Origin of the sequence: Pseudoalteromonas sp. 2CM37A, assembly GCF_023161885.1 — a bacterium.
Classification (GTDB): domain Bacteria; phylum Pseudomonadota; class Gammaproteobacteria; order Enterobacterales; family Alteromonadaceae; genus Pseudoalteromonas; species Pseudoalteromonas atlantica.
Window position 1 is genome coordinate 96,220 of record NZ_JALNTJ010000003.1, and the last position, 19,588, is coordinate 115,807.

The following is a 19,588-nucleotide window of genomic DNA, read 5'->3' on the forward strand; positions in this document are numbered from 1 at the left end:
GCAAGGAGTTAATGGCGGTTATTTTTTTGCAAGAGAGTTAAAAGCAGCGCTGATGGTAATTAACACTACACTAAGGGCGACTACGCCAGGCCACTGGTACAAAGCAAAGGCTTTCACACCAATAATTGAGCCAAAGGCGCCGCCTAAGTAGTAGCCGAGCATGTAAACACCATTAATACGGCTTTGTGAGCTTGGGTCTATGCTAAATACGCGGACTTGATTGGCTACTTGTGCGCTAAAAATAGCGAAGTCGATTAAAATAATACCGATAATTAGGGCTATTAGGTTTCCTAAAAAAACACCTGTAATAGCAAAACCAATTGCGGCAAGTGTGAGTACTATCATGACTAATTTTTTAGAGCCCAACGCATTGACCCACTTACCCGAAGACTTAGCCCCTATTACGCCAGCTAATGCGATGATGCCAAATAATCCGGCCTCTTGGGCACTGTAGTTAAAAGGTGCATCACTGACATAAATAGCTAAAGTAGCCCACAGTACATTAAAAGCAGCAAACCAAAGTGCGCCAGTTAAAGTAAATACTTGTAGTGGTTTGTGCTGCTTAAATAACGCCACTGTACTTTTAAGTAGCGGCCAGTAACGTAAGCTAGTGTGTGGTTTATTTAGGGGTAAAAAGAGCCTAAGTAGTACACCAAATAGCGCAGCTAATATTGCAGACATAACAAATACGCCACGCCAACCAAAGTGCTCTCCTACAAAACCGCTAAACGTGCGTGAAAGTAAAATACCAATGGTTAGACCCATCATTAAGGTGCCCAATGTAGCCCCTTTATTTTCAGCAGATACAAGTGATGCCGCAAAAGGGATTAATTGCTGGGTAATGTTGGCACTTACCCCTATTAAAAATACCGACATTAATAACAGCGGTAAGTTAGGTGTAAATACGGCAAAGCTACATGCAATAACCAGTAAGCCCGATAAAATGCTTATTAAGCGACGACGCGCAATAGAATCCCCCAGCGGCGAAATAAACAATAGGGCAAAAGCGTAACCAAATTGAGTAAATGCGGGAATGCTACCAAGTTGTGAATCCGTTAAATTAAACTCGTTACCAATCAGGGGTAAAATTGGCTGGCTGTAATATAGGTTTGCAGCGGTTGCTGCAATGGCGGTTGTCATCAACAATAAAATAAAGCGACTTAACGAGGCACTTTGCGTTACCTGGGTCATTTTGCTCTCCAACATTAAAAGGTAGGCGAATGATAGAGGGAGAAGCTTGATGTTAGAAATGTTTAAATTTGATGGAATCTATACAAATAACGTATAGTTGTTGCTATACCTCTCATACAGAGCAAATTTGAGTCGCACATGGATATAAAAATATTAAAAAGTTTTATTGCAGTGGCTAAGCACCTGAGCTTTTCAGAAGCGGCTCAAGAGCTACATACTGTTCAACCCGCTATAAGTCGCCATATTTCTTCGTTAGAAGAGCAGCTAGGTGTTAGCTTGTTTACCCGTAACTCTCGGGAGGTGTCGATCACGCAAGCGGGAGAGCAGTTAGTTAAAGATGCCACGGCAATTTTAGCGCTTACAGAGCGGGCTAAAAATAAGGTTAAACTGGTCGATAGCGGGCAGTTAGGCTCGCTGAGTATTGCGTATTTAAGCTCTGCGTGTTTAACATTTTTGGCCAAATTAATCCGAACGTATAAGTCGCAGTTTCCTAATGTTCACGTTACTTTGCTAGAAATGACCGCAACCGAGCAAATAGAGGCCCTTAAAAACGAACGGGTAGATGTTGCGTTTTCTCGGCCGTTACCAAGCACCATAGCCGATGAGTTTATAAGTGAAACTATGTACGTTGACCGCCTCGTAGCGGTGGTCAACAAAAATCATCCCTTTGCATCGACGCAAACTATTGATTTGAAAACCCTTAAAAATGAGCCGTTTATTCTTTTTAATCGCGACGAAGCCTTAGGGTTGTTTGATGAAATTATTACTCGTTGCAAGCGCGCTGGCTTTTCACCTAACATTATTAGTCAACCAAGGCATATGCAAACCTTAGTAACAGAGGTTGCCGCCGGTTTAGGGTTAGCTATAGCACCTTATTGTGTAAGTAAATTATATAGCGAGGGTTGCCATTTTATAGAGTTAGAAAAGGTCGACACACAAATTTATTTGCAGCTGCAATACAAGCAAATTAACAACAGCGCTACCACGCAAGCGTTTGTTGAAATGGCACTTAATGCCCAAGCAGAGATTCAGCTTAGCATGCGTAATTGAGTTGGCTTTATAAAAGCGCTTTTAGCTAACTTATGCACAGCAATAATTAGCGAGGCGTAAATGCGCAAAAACGCAAAAACACCTTTGTAATTTACATCTCATTTAATTGATTTGTAACTAATTAACATCTACTCTAGTGGTACTAATTACTTCAAGCAACTATGAGAAACATGAAAGCCATTATTTTATTTTTATTTCTTGTTTTTCAATTTGCCAGTTTGCCGGTAAGCGCTCAACCGGATTCTAAAATTACCAATGTCTTATTTATAAATTCTACAAACCAACATATGCCTTGGCATAAAAGTGTTGAAGAGGGCTTAAATAGCGAGCTATCAACACGGACTTTTGACTATGAGCTTTTTGTTGAAAACATTGATGTAGGGCGCTTTGATGAGGCCACTCAAGCGCAATTAATGAGCGACTACCTTAAGCAAAAATATAAAAATAAGCACATTGATATAATTGTCACGCAATCTCCCTCAGCTGCCACGTTAATATCGCAATTGAATGATTTTTTTACTAGCACAGCAAAAATTTATTTAGAACCTGGCGAACAGTTTAGGCTGCCGGCAAACACTAATAGTGCCTCAATGCAGGCTAAGTTAGACTACAAGCAAGCAACCGCCAGCGCGGTTAATTTAATGAAACCTAAAAAGCTCATAGTCATCTTAGATACTAAAAATGAAATAGGTAGAAACTTTTATACAGGGCTGTTTAATTTTATCAGCAAAGATTTTTCGTATTTAGAAGTTGAGCAATGGTTTGATCTTCCGGCTGCTGAACTGATGACAAAAGTAAAAAATGCGCCTTCAGACGCCATTATTTTATTTACCCCTATATTTAGAAATTACGAAAATAAGTCGATTAGCCCGTATCAGCTCGTCAGCTTACTCTCTCAGCACAGTAACGCCCCCATTTTTAGCTACTGGGAAGTTTTATTGGGCTCAGGTGTAGTGGGTGGTTATGTTTTATCAGGTGAGAAAATAGGTAAACGCGTGGGTGAAGCTATTATTTCTTACAGTGAAAATAACGTGTTACCTACTATAAGCGATGAAAATTTAAGTGTTCATAAATACGATTGGCGACAGCTAAAAAAATATAATGTTGCCCCGCAAAGCCTGCCAGAAAAATCGATTATTGCTTATTACAAGCCGAGTTACTTTGAACAAAATAAAGTGTTAATTTACAGCGCTGCCATTACTATTTTTGTATTGAGCGCTTTTTTAGTGTTTGTATTACGGTTAAACCGCCGCCGCATTCAGCTTGTAAACGCGCTTGACGAAGAAAAGCTACTACTTGAATCGCGTGTAGAGCAACGCACTAAAGAGCTATTACAAGCTAAAGAAGAAGCAGAGCAACTTACCTCGTCAAAATCTGAATTTTTAGCCAATATGAGTCACGAGATCAGAACCCCAATGAGTGGCATTATAGGGCTGACAAATATTTTATTGGGCAAAAACTTACCTGAAGAAGATAAACAGTATTTAGAAAAAATAAAGTACTCGTCAGATCAATTGCTTGTGGTTATTAATGATATTTTAGATTTTTCAAAAATCGAGTCAGGAAATATCAAACTCGAGGCCTTTGCATTTTCGTTAAACGCGGTTGTCGATTATATAACGACTACATTTGAAAATAGGGCGCGGAGTAAAGGTATTGCGTTTGAGATTAATATTAGCGATAACGTGAAACATAACTTAGTTGGCGATGTGGTGCGTATAAACCAAGTATTAATTAACTTGTGCTCTAACGCGATTAAGTTTACCTCTAATGGAGCTGTTTCGGTGCAAATAGACGCAGAAGAAGCCCCCCATGACACCAAAAGTACTGTTTTACGCTTTAGTGTTAAAGACACCGGCATAGGTATTGATGAAAAAAACTTACCTAACTTGTTTGAATCATTTACTCAGGCCGACAGCTCTACAACCCGAAAATACGGGGGAACAGGGTTAGGCTTAGCCATTAGTAAACGTTTATGCCAAGCAATGGGTGGCGATATTTCTGTAAGCAGTACGCAAGGTGAAGGCAGTGAGTTTATTGCTACCATAAACGTTGAGGTAAACACCCAAGCATTAATAGAAGACAGCCCACAGTTATCATTTGCTGAACCATTTGATGTATTACTAATAGATGATAACGAAGATGATTTAAGCTTAATTAAAAGTCAGCTTAGTGCAATGGGACTGCGTTGTACGCCTTGCACGCAGGCAAGTGATGCAATAGAGATAATTAAAGAAAATATAAACACTTATAAAATTATTATTGTTGATTGTGAAATGCCGACCATGAGCAGTGAAACGTTTTTTACCCGCATTTACAAAGTAAACCCACAGCTTTGCAACAATATTATTGTACTTACAGCAAGCAAAAACGACGCAATTTACGACATAGCTAAAAAAATAAACATTAAAACTATTTTGCATAAGCCTGTGCTTACCAGCGTGTTATTTGAAGCGATGAAAAGCAAAGTGGTTAGCCCTTCTACAAGCAATACCCATAAACCTGCCACCGAAAAGCCACTGCAAGGGGTAAAAATACTCGTTGTGGAAGATAACGCCATAAACAGGTTAATTGTATCCGATATATTAGCCGCCAGTGGGGCGCAAGTGCACGTAGTAGAAAATGGCTTAGAATGCATACAAACCGTAAAATTAGAAACGTTTGACATTATTTTAATGGATATTCATATGCCCATTATGGACGGTGTAGAAGCGACTAAAGTAATACGCAGTGATAGCAATACTGCGCTTGCCTCTATGCCTATCATTGCGTTAACTGCAAACGTAATGAAAGATGATATTACTCACTACCTATCTATTGGTATGAATGCACATGTTGCTAAACCAATAAAAGCTAAAACATTACGCGATACAATAATTAGCTGCTTAAATAAATAAACTTATCAATTACCTACCTTTAATAGCAGGCTTTAACGCCTGCAACGTTAAAAAACCAAACGCAAAATTTTATATAAATAGGGTTTGACTCACACCTTTTAATATGTGAAATTTCATATATTCGTTTTTTCATATATATTTAGTTCGCTATAGAACTACAAGGTTAAGGATTATGAGTAAATCAATTGAACACGAGCTACCTAATTTAGAACTTTCACAAAGCACTCCTCCTACCGTTAAGGATTTCACGCTAACGTTTTCATCTCATAAACCTAAAATTTTATTGTTATACGGATCGCTAAGAGCTCGCTCATATAGCAAGTTAGTTATAGAAGAAAGTGCACGCTTGCTAACCCACTTTGGTGCTGAGGTTAAAATATTTAACCCTGAAGGTTTACCCATAACAGATAGTGAAGATGAGACGCACCCTAAGGTGCAAGAGTTGCGTGATTTAATGCTCTGGTCTGAAGGGCAAGTATGGTGCTCGCCGGAGCGACACGGTGCTATGACGAGTGTGTTTAAAAACCAGATTGATTGGGTTCCATTAAACCTGGGTGGGGTAAGGCCTACACAAGGTAAAACGCTGGCTGTGCTGCAGGTTTGTGGTGGTTCGCAGTCATTTAATGTGGTTAATCAGTTACGCGTATTAGGGCGCTGGATGCGCATGGTAACAATACCTAATCAGTCATCGGTGCCTAAAGCGTTTTTAGAATTTGAAGAAAATGGCCGAATGAAGCCTTCCGCTTTTTACAATCGAATTGTGGATGTAATGGAAGAGCTCGTAAAATTTACCTTATTAATGCGCGACCAAAAAGATTACTTTGTTGATAGATACTCTGAGCGAGTAGAAACAGCAGAGCAGCTCAGTAAACGTGTAAATCAAAAAGACATTTAGGAGGTTACTGTGGGGTTATTTGAACGCTTTTTATCGGTGTGGGTTGCGCTGGCAATCGCGGTAGGGATTGTCGCCGGTTACACCGTACCCGATGTATTTAGTGTTGTTGCAAGCTTAGAATATGCACATGTAAATATTGTTATCGCTGTACTCATTTGGTTTATGATTTACCCAATGATGGTGCAAATTGACTTCTCTTCTATTAAAGATGTAGGCAAAAAGCCTAAAGGCTTAGTACTGACAGTCGTTATCAACTGGCTCATAAAGCCCTTTACCATGGCCTTACTAGGGTGGTTATTTTTTAAAGGCATTTTTGCAGACTTTGTTGACCCACAAACGGCAACAGAATACATAGCCGGTATGATTTTATTAGGAGTAGCACCATGTACTGCAATGGTGTTTGTGTGGAGTCAATTAACAAAAGGCGATGCTAATTACACGTTAGTGCAGGTATCTATCAACGATATTATTATGATTTTTGCCTTTGCGCCCATCGCAGGTTTATTACTAGGGGTAACAGACATAACGGTACCGTGGGACACGTTATTACTCTCGGTGGTTTTGTATGTACTTATTCCATTAATAGCAGGCGCTATTACCCGCAAAAAGTTAGATGAAGGTGAAGATCACACACGGTTAAATCACTTTTTAAAGGTAATGAAACCGTATTCTATAATTGGTTTACTGGCAACGGTGGCACTTTTATTTGGTTTTCAGTCTCAAACATTAATAGATAACCCAGAAGCCATTGTATTGATTGCTATTCCGCTGCTTATTCAAACGTACGGTATTTTTGCAATAGCCTATATAGCCGCAAAAAAAATGGGCCTAGCCCATAATATTGCAGCTCCAGCTTGCATGATTGCAACTTCTAACTTTTTTGAACTTGCTGTTGCCGTAGCCATTTCATTATTTGGTTTACACTCTGGTGCTGCGCTTGCCACCGTTGTGGGCGTTCTTGTTGAAGTACCTGTTATGCTTAGCTTAGTTTATTTTGCTAATAAAACGCGTCATTGGTTTAACTAGGAGAGTGTCATGGTCGTTATTCATCATAACCCTGATTGTGGTACATCGCGCAATGTATTGCAGATTATTAAAGCCGCTGGCTATAACCCCACGGTTATTGAATACCTTAAAGAGGGCTGGACAAAACCTCAATTGTTAGCGTTATTTGCCGCAGCAAACTTAACACCAAAAACAGCGTTGAGAGTGAGTAAATCGCCTGCTGAAGAACTAGGCTTGTTAAATGAAAATGTAACAGACGAAGCTATTTTAGAGGCCATGCTTGAGCACCCTATACTGGTTAATAGACCTATAGTGTGCACCGAAAAAGGGGTTAAGCTATGTCGCCCTAGTGAGCAAGTTTTAACGCTATTAGCGCAATGGCCTAAAGGCGAGCTATACAAAGAAGACGGCGAAATGATATTAAACGCGCAGGGCGAGCAACCCTAAAAGTAATAAACTATTTGCCAAAACCCCGTTTACACGGGGTTTTTTTGTTTAGCAAAATTATAAACATTTAAACTTGCTTTGCCTGCTTGTGCTAATGACTATTTTGAACAACACTTTAAATAGTCGCGTTGCCACAGAGAGCACTATGCATAAAGCCTTAATAAAAATTGCTGAGCAAAAAAAAATAATTTACTTAACCAGTTTCACGCTGGTGGTAATTATTTTTAATGTGCTTTTAAATGATACGCTCCATAAAAAAATTCATAAAAATGGTCAGCAGTTAACGCAGCAAATTTTTGAGCTGCAAATTAATGCCAATGCCGATAAAGAAATAGTGCAGGCATTGGTGCAAAGTAAGGGCTTTATGCTGGCTGCACACTCCAATGCCGAACACTTCAAATACTTAGTTGATATACAGCACGATGTATTTAGCTATAAAACGCTCAGCATAAGTTTATACCACTGGCCTGCCTGGGTGGAGCAAGCCTACTTATTTTTATTATTAAATATCATTATATTAGGTGCCACTAGCTGGTGGGTTAGATGGTGGAAAGTATTAGTAAAAAAACCGGCAGCGAACCCGCCATTGCCTTACAGCAAAACTAAAGCTGCAAAAAAACTTTCTACGCAAATAACCACATTAAACTGCGAAGTAAAGTCTATGTACGGTGTTAGTGCAGCGCGTCATAGCTTATTTGCCATAGTGAAATTTGATTGTGTGCTTGATGAAAATACCGATACCCAAGCAAGCTTTAAGGTATTAATAGCAAAATATTTTAAAGAGCTTCCTGCAGTATCAGTTAATGTATTTGATGCTAACAACCTTGCTATTACTTTAAATAATATCCCCGTAGCAAAGCTAGATACATACAGTGAAAGCCTACACGAATGCGTTTATCAAATTTGTAAGCGTTATCGAAGCACAGTAACACGTAAAAACATAAAGGTTGGTTTGTGCGATTATCGATATGCGGCTGAGCAACCCGTTATTTTTAAACTCGCTAAATCGGCCTTAGTATTTTCAGAAAAAAGCTTAATTCAACACTGGCATAGGCTCGCGTTACAGCACGAGCAAGGGAACTTAATTTCAAGTAAGCAGGTTATTGAAAATATTAAAAAGAATAAATTTATCTTGTTCTTTCAACCGTTATTTATGATCACCAGCGGCGATATTGTACAACATGAAGTGCTAATAAGAATTAGGCAGCAACCGCACGGTTTATTAGCTGCACGTTACTTTATTAATCAAGACTTTAACAATCACCAAGCATTTGAGTTAGATAAAGCGGTGCTACTTCAAGTTAAAAAGCTTATTTTAGCTGAGCCCAGTGCTCTAACGGTGAGCGTTAATTTGCATATAAGTAATTGGTTTAACGAGCAGTTTTGGAACTGGTTTGTCACCAATATGAAAGATTTTACGACAAAGCGAAAGTTACAGTTTGAAATTAGCGAAGCAGACTTTATTAAGTACCAAGCGCAACTAGCAGGTGCCTTTGAAAAACTGACGGCCCTACAAAGTTTGCTGGTGATTGATAATGTACAGAATGTGGAGCACATTAACCAAATTGCTTCTCAAAAATTAGTTAGCGGTATAAAACTGGGGTATCCGCTTGTTCATAATGTGGATGAAAAAACACAACAGCAAAAACAAGTTAAAAACATTGTGGCGCAAAGCAAGTTGCTCAATATACCTGTGTACGCGGTGGGTGTAGAAACCCAAAAAGAGCTACTTATGTTGGCTAAACTAGGGGTAGTTGCCGCACAAGGTTTTTACTTTTCTGAGCCCTTGCAAGAATACACACATGCCACATTTTACTAAGGGCAGTTAATCCTTTTAAGCTAAGCGCAGCCAAAAGGGCCACTCTAGCAGCGGTTGTAGAGCTCACTAGGTTACACATTGCATGGCCTTAAGTAAGCATGTTTTAATGCCCAGAGGTTAATAGCCTTAAATCAGGCCACGATATTTTAGCCCATTGAGCCCCTGTAAACCGCCTGTATGAATCGCCATTATATGACTACCAGCAGCAAAGTAATCTTGCTCGATAAGTTGCCATAGTGCATACATCATTTTACCGCTGTATATAGGCTCAAGAGGTAAGTTATGTTGCTGCTGCATGCGTTGGCAAAACTGCCATAAGTCATTACTAAATTTGCCATAACCGCCATCATGAAACTCAGTAAGTAGCTGCCAATTGGATTGCTGAGCTGCTTTTTTACTGAGTGCTGTAATTTCATTATTTAAGTACTCGGCTTGTTTTAATACCGCAATTCCTAACAGCTGTGTGGCCTCATAGCTACCTTCAATTAAGCCTGCAAGAGTTCCTCCACTTCCTGTGGGACATACTAAGTAATCATGTTTTGGTAAGCTTTTAGCAAGCTCAGCACACCCAGGCAGGGCGTATGTATTACTTCCACCTTCAGGGATTATATAGGCTTGTGTAAAGCGTGCTTGCAACTGAGCTAAATAATCTGGGTCATGGCGCTGCTTATATTCAATACGAGTAACCGCATGTAAATCCATTGCACACTGTTTAGCAAATTGCAGGGTGGGGTTTTGAGTATCTAAGTGTGGCCCTCTAATTATGGCGTGGGTTTTTATATTAAATAGTTTACCCGCCCCAGCACAGGCGTGAACATGATTAGAAAAAGCCCCCCCAAAGGTGAGTAGTTGTGTTTTATTAAGGGCTTGCATTTGCTGTAAATTATATTTTAGCTTACGCCATTTATTACCACTTATTAGCGGGTGAAGTAAGTCATCTCTTTTTACACTTAACCGTATGTTTCTCTTTTTAAGACAGTCGCTATCTATTTGTTGTATTGGACTTTCTTTTTCAATATTAAATAAGTTAAGCATTATTTCTCGTGTTTAAACTTGCAAACTAACAATCTTGTACGACACTTAATTAATCTCTTATTAACAATAGTAGCTATATGAAAAAAAAGCTGTTTTCGTTGTTATCTTGGTTAAATCGCAGTTTAGACTCAAGCACAGCGATTGGTATTGCTACTTATGCAGATACAGTAAACGCGGTGTGTTTAAAAAAAAATCAAGGGCAGTGGTACGTACATAACTCACACAGTGTGAATGTAGAGGACCAAACGGATTATACAGTCGCTATTGCAACTTGCACAAATGAAGTTTGCGCTGAGGTGTGCCCTGTAAATTTAGTGGTTCCTCATTATTTTTATCAAATAGTGCAAATGGATAAACCCATGCTGAGTGACGAAGAGATCATTCAATCCCTACCATGGACAACAAAAGACTTAGTTGATATTCCACCAGAGAACATTGTTGCCGACTTTATCGATTACCCCATTATTCAGCCTATGCAAAGCAGTAAAATGAATGTATTTATTACTAATAAACTACAGTTGCTGCCTTTTATTGATAGCTTTTCAAAAATAAAGCCTGTGCTCAGAGCAATGACCTCGGAAGAAATGATTTTAGTGACCTTGTTTGGCGAAGATAAAAGCGCGCACATGCTTATAGTGCAACATGCAGGGCATGAGCCGCGTATTTTAATTATTCGTGATGGTCAGCTTTTATTAGCTAGGCGTTTAAACGGGTTTTTAGGCATTTCAGATAAAGAGCGCACACACGGTTTGGTTGAAGCCTTAGGGCTTGAGATCCAACGATCAATGGATTTTTTTGAAAGCCAACTAAAACAGCCTCCTATTAGAAGCATTCAGCTGCATTGCGATGATTTATCGTCTTTAACGTTAAGGGCAGGCCTTGCAGAATTTTTGCAAGTAAAGGTTGTTGATTTTAAACCTAATATAGATTTAGCACAGGAGCTTGAGCCAAGCTTTTATTACGCATTAGGCGCAGCGTACCAATTAACTGATCCGGATTCAGTGCTATGAAAACACGGATTAATTTTTACCAAAAAGCCATTAGGGTTAGGCGGGACCCCGTGCCCTTTAAAGGAATGCTGTTGCTGTGGCTAGGTACATTGCTAGTGGTTGCATTAACTTGGTTGTTTTATTTATACGAAGAGCACAATAGCCAGCAATTACTTACACAAAGCCAAGCTTATCTAAAGCAAACGCAGCAGCAATTAAACGTGGTAAAGCAGCGATTAGCTGATAAACAAAATAAATCGCATTTGATAGGTGAGCTAAAAGTACTGCAACAAGAAATTTTGCATAAACAGCAGGTGTTTGATTATTTAGAAAACACATCCATGCACACGAAGACGGATTATGCCGATGTAATGCGCGATTTGGCAGCGTACCACGAACCGCAAATTTGGCTTGATCAGATAAAATTTGAAGGCCAAAAAGTAATGCTCAAAGGGCGTACTCAGCAAGCCAAATTTTTACCTATTTGGCTTGCTAATCTCAAGCATTCGAGCTTTTTTAAAGGGAAGGAGTTTTCAGTGCTGGAGCTGTCGAGCAGTGATGGCGTGAGCGAGTTTAATGTGGCTACAGAACTTAGTTCAAGTGAGGTAGCACAATGAATGAGCAAAATGAAAATAAAGGCTGGCCATTATTTGTTAAATACCAAGCACAATTTGCGGCATTACAGCAGCGGGAAAAGTATTCTGTGCTGTTTGTTGGCTTATTTCTTATTGTTTATTTAGGTTTATGGTTTGTGGTGTTTCCACAGCAAGATGCAGTAAATAGTTTACGCGTGGAACAAAATACATTGTGGCAAAAACTCAATCAAAATGAAGCACAGCTCTCTATGCTTACCCAGGCATTAGAGCATGACTATACTAAAGTACTCAGAAATCAGGTAGGGCAAACCCAGCGCGAGCTAGAAGATATAAATAATAAGTTAAGCACGTTTAGCCAAGGCTTTATTTCAGCAAACAAAGTACCTGCTGTATTAAAGGATTTATTAGTAAATACCCCCGATGTGCAAGTGGTTGGCTTTAGAGTAAACCCAGCAAAAGCAATTGATGTAGAAAAACTCGGTGAGCACGATACGCAAACCTTGTTTTTCGAACATCAAATGGTGGTTACTTTGCAGGGGCGTTATTTTAGCTTACAGCAGTATTTAGAAGGCCTTAAAGCTAGCCAACAAAAGTTGTTAATACAGCAGTTTAACTATCAGGTGCAAACATACCCAAATGCAGAGTTAACATTACAAATAGCAACGGTGAGTGCCAATGAAAAATTTATCGCTTTATAGTTTGAGTGTATGTTGCGTGTGTTTTTTTTCTGTTAGTTCAGCTGAAATACTGCGCGACCCCACTCAGCCAAGCAATGCACCAATACTAAAAGGCGCTGCAGTTAGCAATACAGCGCTGTCGTTACAGTCAATTATTAAAACCGAAAAGCAATACAAAGCGATTATTTCTAAGCAGGTGTATAAGCCAGGAGATGTAATAGGTGAATTTCGGGTGCTAACAATAAACGCCAATTCAGTGTTGTTAGCAAATGATGATAAGCAAATAAAATTAGAATTATACGACTATGAAATTAAAAAATAATATAACAAAGCTATGGCTTGCGCTTATTTTAATACCGCCTTTTTTAACGGCGTGCCATAGTTTTAAGCCCGGAAAAGAGATTCAGCCACACATAGCACAAGAGCTTGCTCCTGTAAGCAATAATGCTAAAAGTGTTGCCCCGGTAGAGGTGAGTAGCGCGCTTACACAAAGCTTACTTTCATCACTTAATAGCGAGCAAAGTTTAACAAATGAGTTAGCTGTAAAGCGTTTTGATGTAGCCGCAAAAGAGGTAGAAATAAGCTCATTTTTTAATGGATTAACTGCTGATACTCCATACAGCGTGGCAGTACACCCAAAGGTGAGCGGAGTTATTTCTTTAAATTTAAAAAACGTAACGTTTGAAGAAGTTATAGCTGTTATTAAACGCATGTACCCGTTAGATATTGTCCAAGAAGGCCGTATTGTGCAGGTGTTACCAGCGGTCATGCGCACAGAAACTATACCGGTTAATTATTTAATGATGCAGCGCCATGGGCAATCAACGGTAAGTGTTGTTGCGGGTGGAGTGAGCCAGTTTTCACAAAACAACTCAAGTTCAAATTCAAGCTCAAACAGTAGTAATAATTCGAGCCAAAATAATCAGTTTGGCAGCGATAATCAAAATACCGAGCTAAATGGCTCTCGTATCCAAACAATTAACCAAAACGACTTTTGGAAGGAACTTGAGCTTGCGCTTAAATCGCTTATTGGTTCAAACGATGGTCGTTATGTGGTTGCCAGTCCACAGGCAAGCTTGGTTACGGTTAATGCATTACCAAGTGAAATAAACCAGTTAAAAGACTTTTTACGTCAAAGCCAAGAAAACCTTCAGCGACAAGTTATTCTTGAGGCTAAAATTGTCGAAATAACCTTAAAAGATGAATACCAACAAGGGGTTAACTGGGAGCGGATTTCTAGAGGGTTAGAAGGTGGGGTGTCGTTTGCAACAACAGCAGGCAGCATAGGTAATTCTATTTCAGCTACTTTAGGAGGGGTCTCCTCGTTAACGATTGAAAAAGGCGACTTTAGTGGCGTAATTAGCTTGCTTGAAACGCAGGGCGACCTGCAAATGCTTTCTAACCCGCGTGTAACTGCAACAAACAATCAAAAAGCCGTGATTAAAGTGGGGCAAGATGAGTACTTTGTTACTAACGTTTCGAGCACAACAGTAACGGGCACCTCAACGACTACGTCACCAGAAATAGATCTAACTCCGTTTTTTTCGGGAATTGCCTTAGATGTCACACCACAAATCGATAAATATGGCTCAGTTATTTTGCACGTTCACCCATCGGTAACCGAAACAGAAGAGCAGCTCAAGGTGATTACATTAGATGATCAGCGTTTTGAGTTGCCTCTTGCGCAAAGCAATATTCGCGAATCTGACACGGTGATCCGCGCTCAAAGTGGTGAAATAGTCGTAATTGGTGGGTTAATGCAAACCACCACAGAAGATGAAGAATCGAAAACACCTATTTTGGGCGATGTGCCAATATTAGGTAATTTATTTAAAAGTATTAGTAAGCGCCAAGAGAAAAAAGAGCTCGTTATTTTAATCAAGCCAACGGTGGTGATGCCCGACACGTGGAAAAAGCAACAGGCCCATAGCCGCGCGTTGTTAAATACATGGTATGAGAACTAACTATGTATTTGAGCTTTTTTAATTTAAGTGAAATGCCTTTCACCTTAACCCCAAACACCGAGTTTTTTTGTGCACTTGAGCCGCACCACGAAGCGATGCAAGTACTTACCACAGCGCTAGAAATGGGGGAGGGATTTATAAAAGTAACAGGAGAAGTAGGGACAGGCAAAACCTTACTATGCAGAAAACTTTTAAATCAAATTGAAGAAGACTACTTTGTGGCTTATTTACCTAATTCTTATTTAAGCCCTGAAGAATTACGTTGGGCTATTGCTGTAGAACTTGGCATGGAGGTAGATAAAAGCCTAGATCAACAATCGTTAAGTCAGCAAATAAACCATTACTTACTAGAGCTGCAAGAAGATAACGAACGGGTTGTACTACTAATAGATGAAGCACAGTGCTTGAGTTGGGATACACTTGAAGCGCTTCGATTATTTACAAACCTAGAAACCGAAACCGAAAAGCTTATTCAGGTGGTGCTATTTGGCCAACCTGAATTAGATGAAAAACTTGCCAATAGTAAAGTGAGGCAACTACGCCAGCGGATCAGCTTTTCCTACTCATTGCGTGCAATGACCGCCAGTGAAGTTATTTATTATATTAATCACCGTTTACAGGTGGCAGGCTTTAATCAGCCACCACTATTTACGAATCGTTTAGGATTAAAAATAGCGCGTGCGAGTCGAGGAATTCCCCGTTTGGTCAATATTTTATGCCATAAAGTTTTACTGCAGGCATACGGTGAAGGCCTTAATAAAGTAACACCGCGCCATATACATCTTGCCATTGCAGACACCGAAGATTGCAAAAAGCACCACGCTAACCATTACTGGGCTTACAGCTTATTAGCTATTAGTGTTTTTGTTATTGCAGTTATGTGGGTATGGAGGCAATGGTTATGAGTGTTATTAATAACATGCTAAAAAATATCGACCAGCGCCAAACTGCACAGCGTAATCAGCAAAGTGGCGGGGTCGATATTCCCCCTGTACGCGACTACCACGATGTATTATTTAAAGTGCTGAGTGTTTTATTAGCGATTGTACTAATTTTTACAGCCTACCTTTATTTACCTTTTGCACAGGCACCACAAGCGAGTAGCGACACGGCTGAAAAAGCATATGCGGTTAATAATAACAGCCAGCCGATTGAAATTGCCCAAGCTAAAATTATCCCCGTAATTAAGCCCTTAAAACAATCAAGCGAAGAAAACACTGGCGCTAAAGCAGCTCATATTAATGCAGATACGCAAAAAGAGCTGGCGCAGGTACAAAGCAATAACGCATTGCCTGATCAGCCAAAAGACGAAGTAATACAGCAACAAGCTACAGACAAAGCCGCGCTACTGAGCAAAAAAGCAAGCCCCATAGAAGCAAGCGTACAAGTAGCCACTAGCACAGAAATAAATACCCCAGTTGAAGCAAATAGCAGTGCGCCAGTAAAAAGCATTACACAGGCTGAGCAACCGCCCGCTGAAAATAAATTAGTAAAAACTGCCAGTGTTAAACAAAGCAAAGCCCAGCGCATAGCACAGCAATTAAAGCGTGCCAAACAGGCGTTGGAATTTGCTTTATATGATGATGCGATTAGCGATTTAACCGCGATTTTACAAACACAACCTGAGCATATAGAAGCGCGTAATTTACTCGCGGCAACGTATTTTCAGCAACAAGATGTACTTATGGCTCAGCAGTTATTAGTTGCTGGCATAAAAATAAACCCTGAGGTTGTGCAGTGGCGCGTAATGCTCAGTAAAATTTTAATTATGCAACAAGAGTACGAAGGCGTACTTAAGCTGCTTATAGCCGAACTTGAGCCGCAAGCAAACTTGGAGTTTTGGGTATTAAAAGGCACTGCAGCACAAAATGCGCAGCAACATCAAATAGCGCTTACGAGTTTTACACAGCTTACACAGCTTCAACCTCAGCAGGCTAAATGGTGGCTGGCGTTAGCAACTTCAAAAGATGCATTGGGGGAGTTTGCTGATGCAAAGCACCTTTATAAAGTTGCCCTAGATTTAGGCGGTTTAAATGCCGCAATGACGCAACATGCATTACAGCGCTTAGTCGCATTGAAGGAGGCTGTATGAGACCCAGTTTAAAAATGCGTTTAGGGGACTTACTCGTTCATGAACAAATGATCACCGAAGCGCAGCTAAGTGAAGCACTTAATGTGCAAGCTGCGTCAGGGCGAAAGTTAGGGGCTACATTAATTGCGCTTGAGTTTATAAGTGAGCCGCAATTATTGCGCTTTTTAGCCCAACAATTACAAATACCGTTTTTAGATATTTCGCAGCGCAAAATATCTTCAGATGTATCTAAATTACTTTCAGAGGTTTATGCCAGACGCTACCGAGCATTAGTAATAGAAGATAACGGGGATTCTGTGTTAGTCGGAATGAGTGACCCCGCTGATTTGAGAGCGTTGGATCAGTTAGCGCCAATGCTAGCCCCTAAGCGAATTGAGCTTGCTGTTGTGCAAGAAAGCCAGCTTATGGCAGCGTTTGATAATGTGTACCGCCGAACAGAAGAGATTACTAACTTTGCTGAAAAGCTACACGAAGAATACGAAGACGTAGAAGAGTTTGATCTTAATTCCTTAGCAGATGAAACCTCTGACGCCACCGTAGTAAAACTACTGCAATCTATATTTGAAGATGCAGTACAAGTACGTGCCTCAGATATCCACATAGAACCCGATGAAAGGCTATTACGCATCCGTCAACGAGTTGATGGTGTATTGCAAGAGCACATTTTAAACCAAGTAAAAATAGCCTCTGCTTTAGTACTTAGGCTAAAACTTATGTCGGGGTTAGATATATCGGAGAAGCGGTTACCGCAAGACGGCCGTTTTAATATAAAAGTGCACGCGCACAGCATTGATGTACGTTTATCGACAATGCCAGTGCAATATGGCGAGTCAGTTGTGATGCGGTTGCTCGACCAATCTGCAGGGCTTTTATCGTTAGATGAAACGGGCATGCCGGTGCATATTTTAAAACGCCTGCGCAGCATTATAAAACGCCCTCATGGCATGGTGTTAGTGACTGGGCCTACCGGCTCAGGAAAAACGACCACCTTGTATGGCGCTTTAAGTGAGCTTAATCAACAAGAAAGTAAAATTATTACCGTAGAAGATCCGGTTGAATACCGCATTGGACGGGTAAACCAGGTGCAAATAAACAACAAAATAGGCTTAAGTTTTGCCAGTGTATTAAGAACCACGTTACGCCAAGACCCCGATATTATTATGGTTGGCGAAATGCGTGACCAAGAAACCGTTGATATAGGCCTAAGGGCTGCATTAACAGGCCATTTAGTACTTTCTACGTTACATACCAACGATGCCATATCAAGCGCAATGCGCTTAATTGATATGGGAGCACCCGCTTATCTAGTTGCAAGCTCACTACGCGCTATTATTGCTCAGCGCTTAGTTAGGCGTATTTGCAATGAATGTAAAACACCGTATCACCCAGATAAACAAGAACAAAGCTGGCTTACCTATTTAGGCGAAGATATTAGCAGCACACAGTTTTGGCGAGGCCAAGGCTGCACAGCATGTAGCCATAGCGGCTACAAAGGCAGGGTGGGGATTTTTGAGCTGTTAGAAATGAACGACGCTATGATGGATGCCCTGCGTATTAACGACACACAGCGCTTTGCCGAAGCGGCTAAAAATAGCGCTAATTTTGCACCGCTTTCTTATATGGCTTTAACGTATGCAAAGCAAGGCATTACCTCGTTAGATGAGGTATTTAAAGTGGCTGAATATGTACCTGAAGTGGTAGGTGATGACGATGCAGCTTTATAGTTACAAAGCCAAAGACGCAAAAGGTGCGCTGGTTAAAGGGCGTGTTGAGGCAAATAATGAGGCCGGTGTGGCCGATAGCTTATTAAAGCGCCAGTACATACCTATTTCAATTTCGTTAGTTGAAACAAAAAACAATATAAAGTTATTCGATAACTTATTTAGCGAAAAAATAACCCTTGATGACATGATCATGTTTTCACGGCAAATGTATTCTTTACTTAAAGCCGGTATCCCCATTATTAGGGCAATGATAGGGCTTGCTGATACCACGCAAAATAAAGAGTTTAAAAGTGTATTGCTTGAGGTAACACGCCAGCTCGAACAAGGCCGTGAACTATCTAGTGCGTTAGCTATACACAACAAGGTGTTTAGCCGCTTAACTATCTCTATGGTTAAAGTCGGAGAAGGGTCGGGACGATTAGAAGATGCGTTTTATCAGCTGGCTATTTACTTTGAAAAAGAGCAAGAGACTCGTAAGCGCATAAAAGCCGCTATGCGTTACCCCACTTTTGTTATTTTGGCGCTTTTAGTTGCGATGATCATATTAAATATTTTTGTGATCCCAACCTTTGCAAGCATGTTCGAAAAGTTTGATGCAGAGCTGCCTTTAATGACCCAGATCCTCATTGGCACCAGTAACTTTTTTGTCAATTATTGGTGGCTGCTAGCGCTAATATTAGTGGGTGGAGTCGTTGCATGGCGTCGGTATTTAAATACGTCGGCTGGGCGCTTTAAGTGGGATCACCACAAACTCAAAATTCCATTTGTAGGCGATATTTTAAAACGCACCTTACTTGGCCGTTATAGCCAAAGCTTAGCCATGGTGCTGCGCTCGGGCGTCCCTATGACGACAGGGCTGTCGTTAACGGCCCATGCAGTTGATAACAGCTACATGGAAAAAGCCATTATCACCATGCGTCAAGATATCGAAAAAGGCGACAGTTTGTTGCGGGCTTCACGAAGTAGCGAGCTATTTTCACAGTTGGTACTGCAAATGGTGGCAGTGGGTGAAGAAACCGGTCGCGTAGATGAGTTACTACAAGAAGCGGCTGATTTTTATGAACGTGAAGTCGATTACGATTTACGCAGTTTAACCGCAAAAATAGAGCCCATTTTGACGGTGTTTGTTGCCATTATGGTGCTTATTTTAGCACTCGGTATTTTTATGCCGATGTGGAACATGATGTCGGCTATTAAAGGGTAGCCA

The 19,588-nt window shown here is 40.4% G+C and carries 17 protein-coding genes; 15 read left to right on the forward strand and 2 right to left on the reverse strand.

Annotation, left to right across the window (positions count from 1 at the left end):
• Positions 1-18: 18 nt before the first annotated feature.
• The gene (locus MTF68_RS07840) at positions 19-1,191 is read right to left on the reverse strand and encodes an MFS transporter (protein WP_248462163.1); all 1,173 of its coding nucleotides are present in this window, start codon (positions 1,189-1,191) and stop codon (positions 19-21) included.
• A gap of 138 nt (positions 1,192-1,329) precedes the next feature.
• On the opposite strand from MTF68_RS07840, the gene MTF68_RS07845 reads away from it, so the two are divergent.
• The 6 genes from MTF68_RS07845 (at position 1,330) to MTF68_RS07870 (ending at position 9,304) form a co-directional block, all read left to right on the forward strand.
• The gene (locus MTF68_RS07845; protein WP_248462164.1) at positions 1,330-2,241 is read left to right on the forward strand and encodes a LysR family transcriptional regulator; all 912 of its coding nucleotides are present in this window, start codon (positions 1,330-1,332) and stop codon (positions 2,239-2,241) included.
• A gap of 161 nt (positions 2,242-2,402) precedes the next feature.
• On the forward strand, positions 2,403-5,138 hold the full coding sequence (locus tag MTF68_RS07850; RefSeq protein ID WP_248462165.1) for a response regulator: 2,736 nt from the start codon (positions 2,403-2,405) through the stop codon (positions 5,136-5,138).
• Between the two features lie 172 nt (positions 5,139-5,310).
• Positions 5,311-6,033, forward strand: coding sequence for an arsenical resistance protein ArsH (arsH, locus tag MTF68_RS07855; RefSeq protein WP_024032512.1), 723 nt, complete (start codon positions 5,311-5,313; stop codon positions 6,031-6,033).
• Between the two features lie 9 nt (positions 6,034-6,042).
• On the forward strand, positions 6,043-7,059 hold the full coding sequence (gene arsB / locus MTF68_RS07860) for an ACR3 family arsenite efflux transporter (RefSeq protein ID WP_064386234.1): 1,017 nt from the start codon (positions 6,043-6,045) through the stop codon (positions 7,057-7,059).
• A gap of 9 nt (positions 7,060-7,068) precedes the next feature.
• Positions 7,069-7,485 (forward strand): arsenate reductase (glutaredoxin), encoded by a 417-nt coding sequence (gene arsC / locus MTF68_RS07865; protein WP_054982914.1) that lies wholly within the window; start codon positions 7,069-7,071, stop codon positions 7,483-7,485.
• Between the two features lie 145 nt (positions 7,486-7,630).
• Positions 7,631-9,304 (forward strand): EAL domain-containing protein, encoded by a 1,674-nt coding sequence (locus MTF68_RS07870; protein WP_248462166.1) that lies wholly within the window; start codon positions 7,631-7,633, stop codon positions 9,302-9,304.
• Between the two features lie 126 nt (positions 9,305-9,430).
• Here MTF68_RS07870 and MTF68_RS07875 read toward each other — a convergent pair whose 3' ends face one another.
• On the reverse strand, positions 9,431-10,339 hold the full coding sequence (locus MTF68_RS07875) for a pyridoxal-phosphate dependent enzyme (protein ID WP_248462167.1): 909 nt from the start codon (positions 10,337-10,339) through the stop codon (positions 9,431-9,433).
• A 77-nt stretch (positions 10,340-10,416) separates the two neighbouring features.
• Between MTF68_RS07875 and MTF68_RS07880 the strand changes: the two genes are divergently transcribed.
• Genes MTF68_RS07880 through MTF68_RS07920 form a run of 9 tightly spaced genes read left to right on the forward strand, consistent with a single transcriptional unit; the run spans position 10,417 to position 19,585 of the window.
• Positions 10,417-11,349 carry a hypothetical protein gene (locus MTF68_RS07880; protein WP_029773093.1) on the forward strand — a complete coding sequence of 311 codons (933 nt, stop codon included), beginning with the start codon at positions 10,417-10,419 and terminating at the stop codon, positions 11,347-11,349.
• Positions 11,346-11,945 carry a PilN domain-containing protein gene (locus tag MTF68_RS07885; protein WP_248462168.1) on the forward strand — a complete coding sequence of 200 codons (600 nt, stop codon included), beginning with the start codon at positions 11,346-11,348 and terminating at the stop codon, positions 11,943-11,945. The genes MTF68_RS07880 and MTF68_RS07885 overlap by 4 nt, the downstream gene beginning before the upstream one ends.
• Positions 11,942-12,622, forward strand: coding sequence for a hypothetical protein (locus MTF68_RS07890; RefSeq protein WP_024032505.1), 681 nt, complete (start codon positions 11,942-11,944; stop codon positions 12,620-12,622). The genes MTF68_RS07885 and MTF68_RS07890 overlap by 4 nt, the downstream gene beginning before the upstream one ends.
• Positions 12,600-12,923, forward strand: a complete 324-nt coding sequence (locus MTF68_RS07895; RefSeq protein WP_004585744.1) for a mannose-sensitive agglutinin biogenesis protein MshK — start codon at positions 12,600-12,602, stop codon at positions 12,921-12,923. Before MTF68_RS07890 ends, MTF68_RS07895 begins: the two co-directional genes overlap by 23 nt.
• Positions 12,907-14,565, forward strand: coding sequence for a pilus (MSHA type) biogenesis protein MshL (gene mshL, locus MTF68_RS07900; RefSeq protein ID WP_248462169.1), 1,659 nt, complete (start codon positions 12,907-12,909; stop codon positions 14,563-14,565). Before MTF68_RS07895 ends, mshL begins: the two co-directional genes overlap by 17 nt.
• A 2-nt stretch (positions 14,566-14,567) precedes the next feature.
• Entirely contained in the window at positions 14,568-15,470 is a 903-nt protein-coding gene (locus tag MTF68_RS07905) for an AAA family ATPase (RefSeq protein ID WP_096041078.1), read from the forward strand.
• Positions 15,467-16,657, forward strand: coding sequence for a tetratricopeptide repeat protein (locus MTF68_RS07910; RefSeq protein ID WP_248462170.1), 1,191 nt, complete (start codon positions 15,467-15,469; stop codon positions 16,655-16,657). Before MTF68_RS07905 ends, MTF68_RS07910 begins: the two co-directional genes overlap by 4 nt.
• A complete protein-coding gene (locus MTF68_RS07915; protein ID WP_064386220.1) occupies positions 16,654-18,381 on the forward strand; it encodes a GspE/PulE family protein in 1,728 nt (575 codons plus the stop codon). Before MTF68_RS07910 ends, MTF68_RS07915 begins: the two co-directional genes overlap by 4 nt.
• Positions 18,368-19,585: a type II secretion system F family protein gene (locus MTF68_RS07920; RefSeq protein ID WP_248462171.1), complete on the forward strand. Its 1,218-nt coding sequence runs from the start codon at positions 18,368-18,370 to the stop codon at positions 19,583-19,585. The genes MTF68_RS07915 and MTF68_RS07920 overlap by 14 nt, the downstream gene beginning before the upstream one ends.
• Positions 19,586-19,588 lie beyond the last annotated feature (3 nt).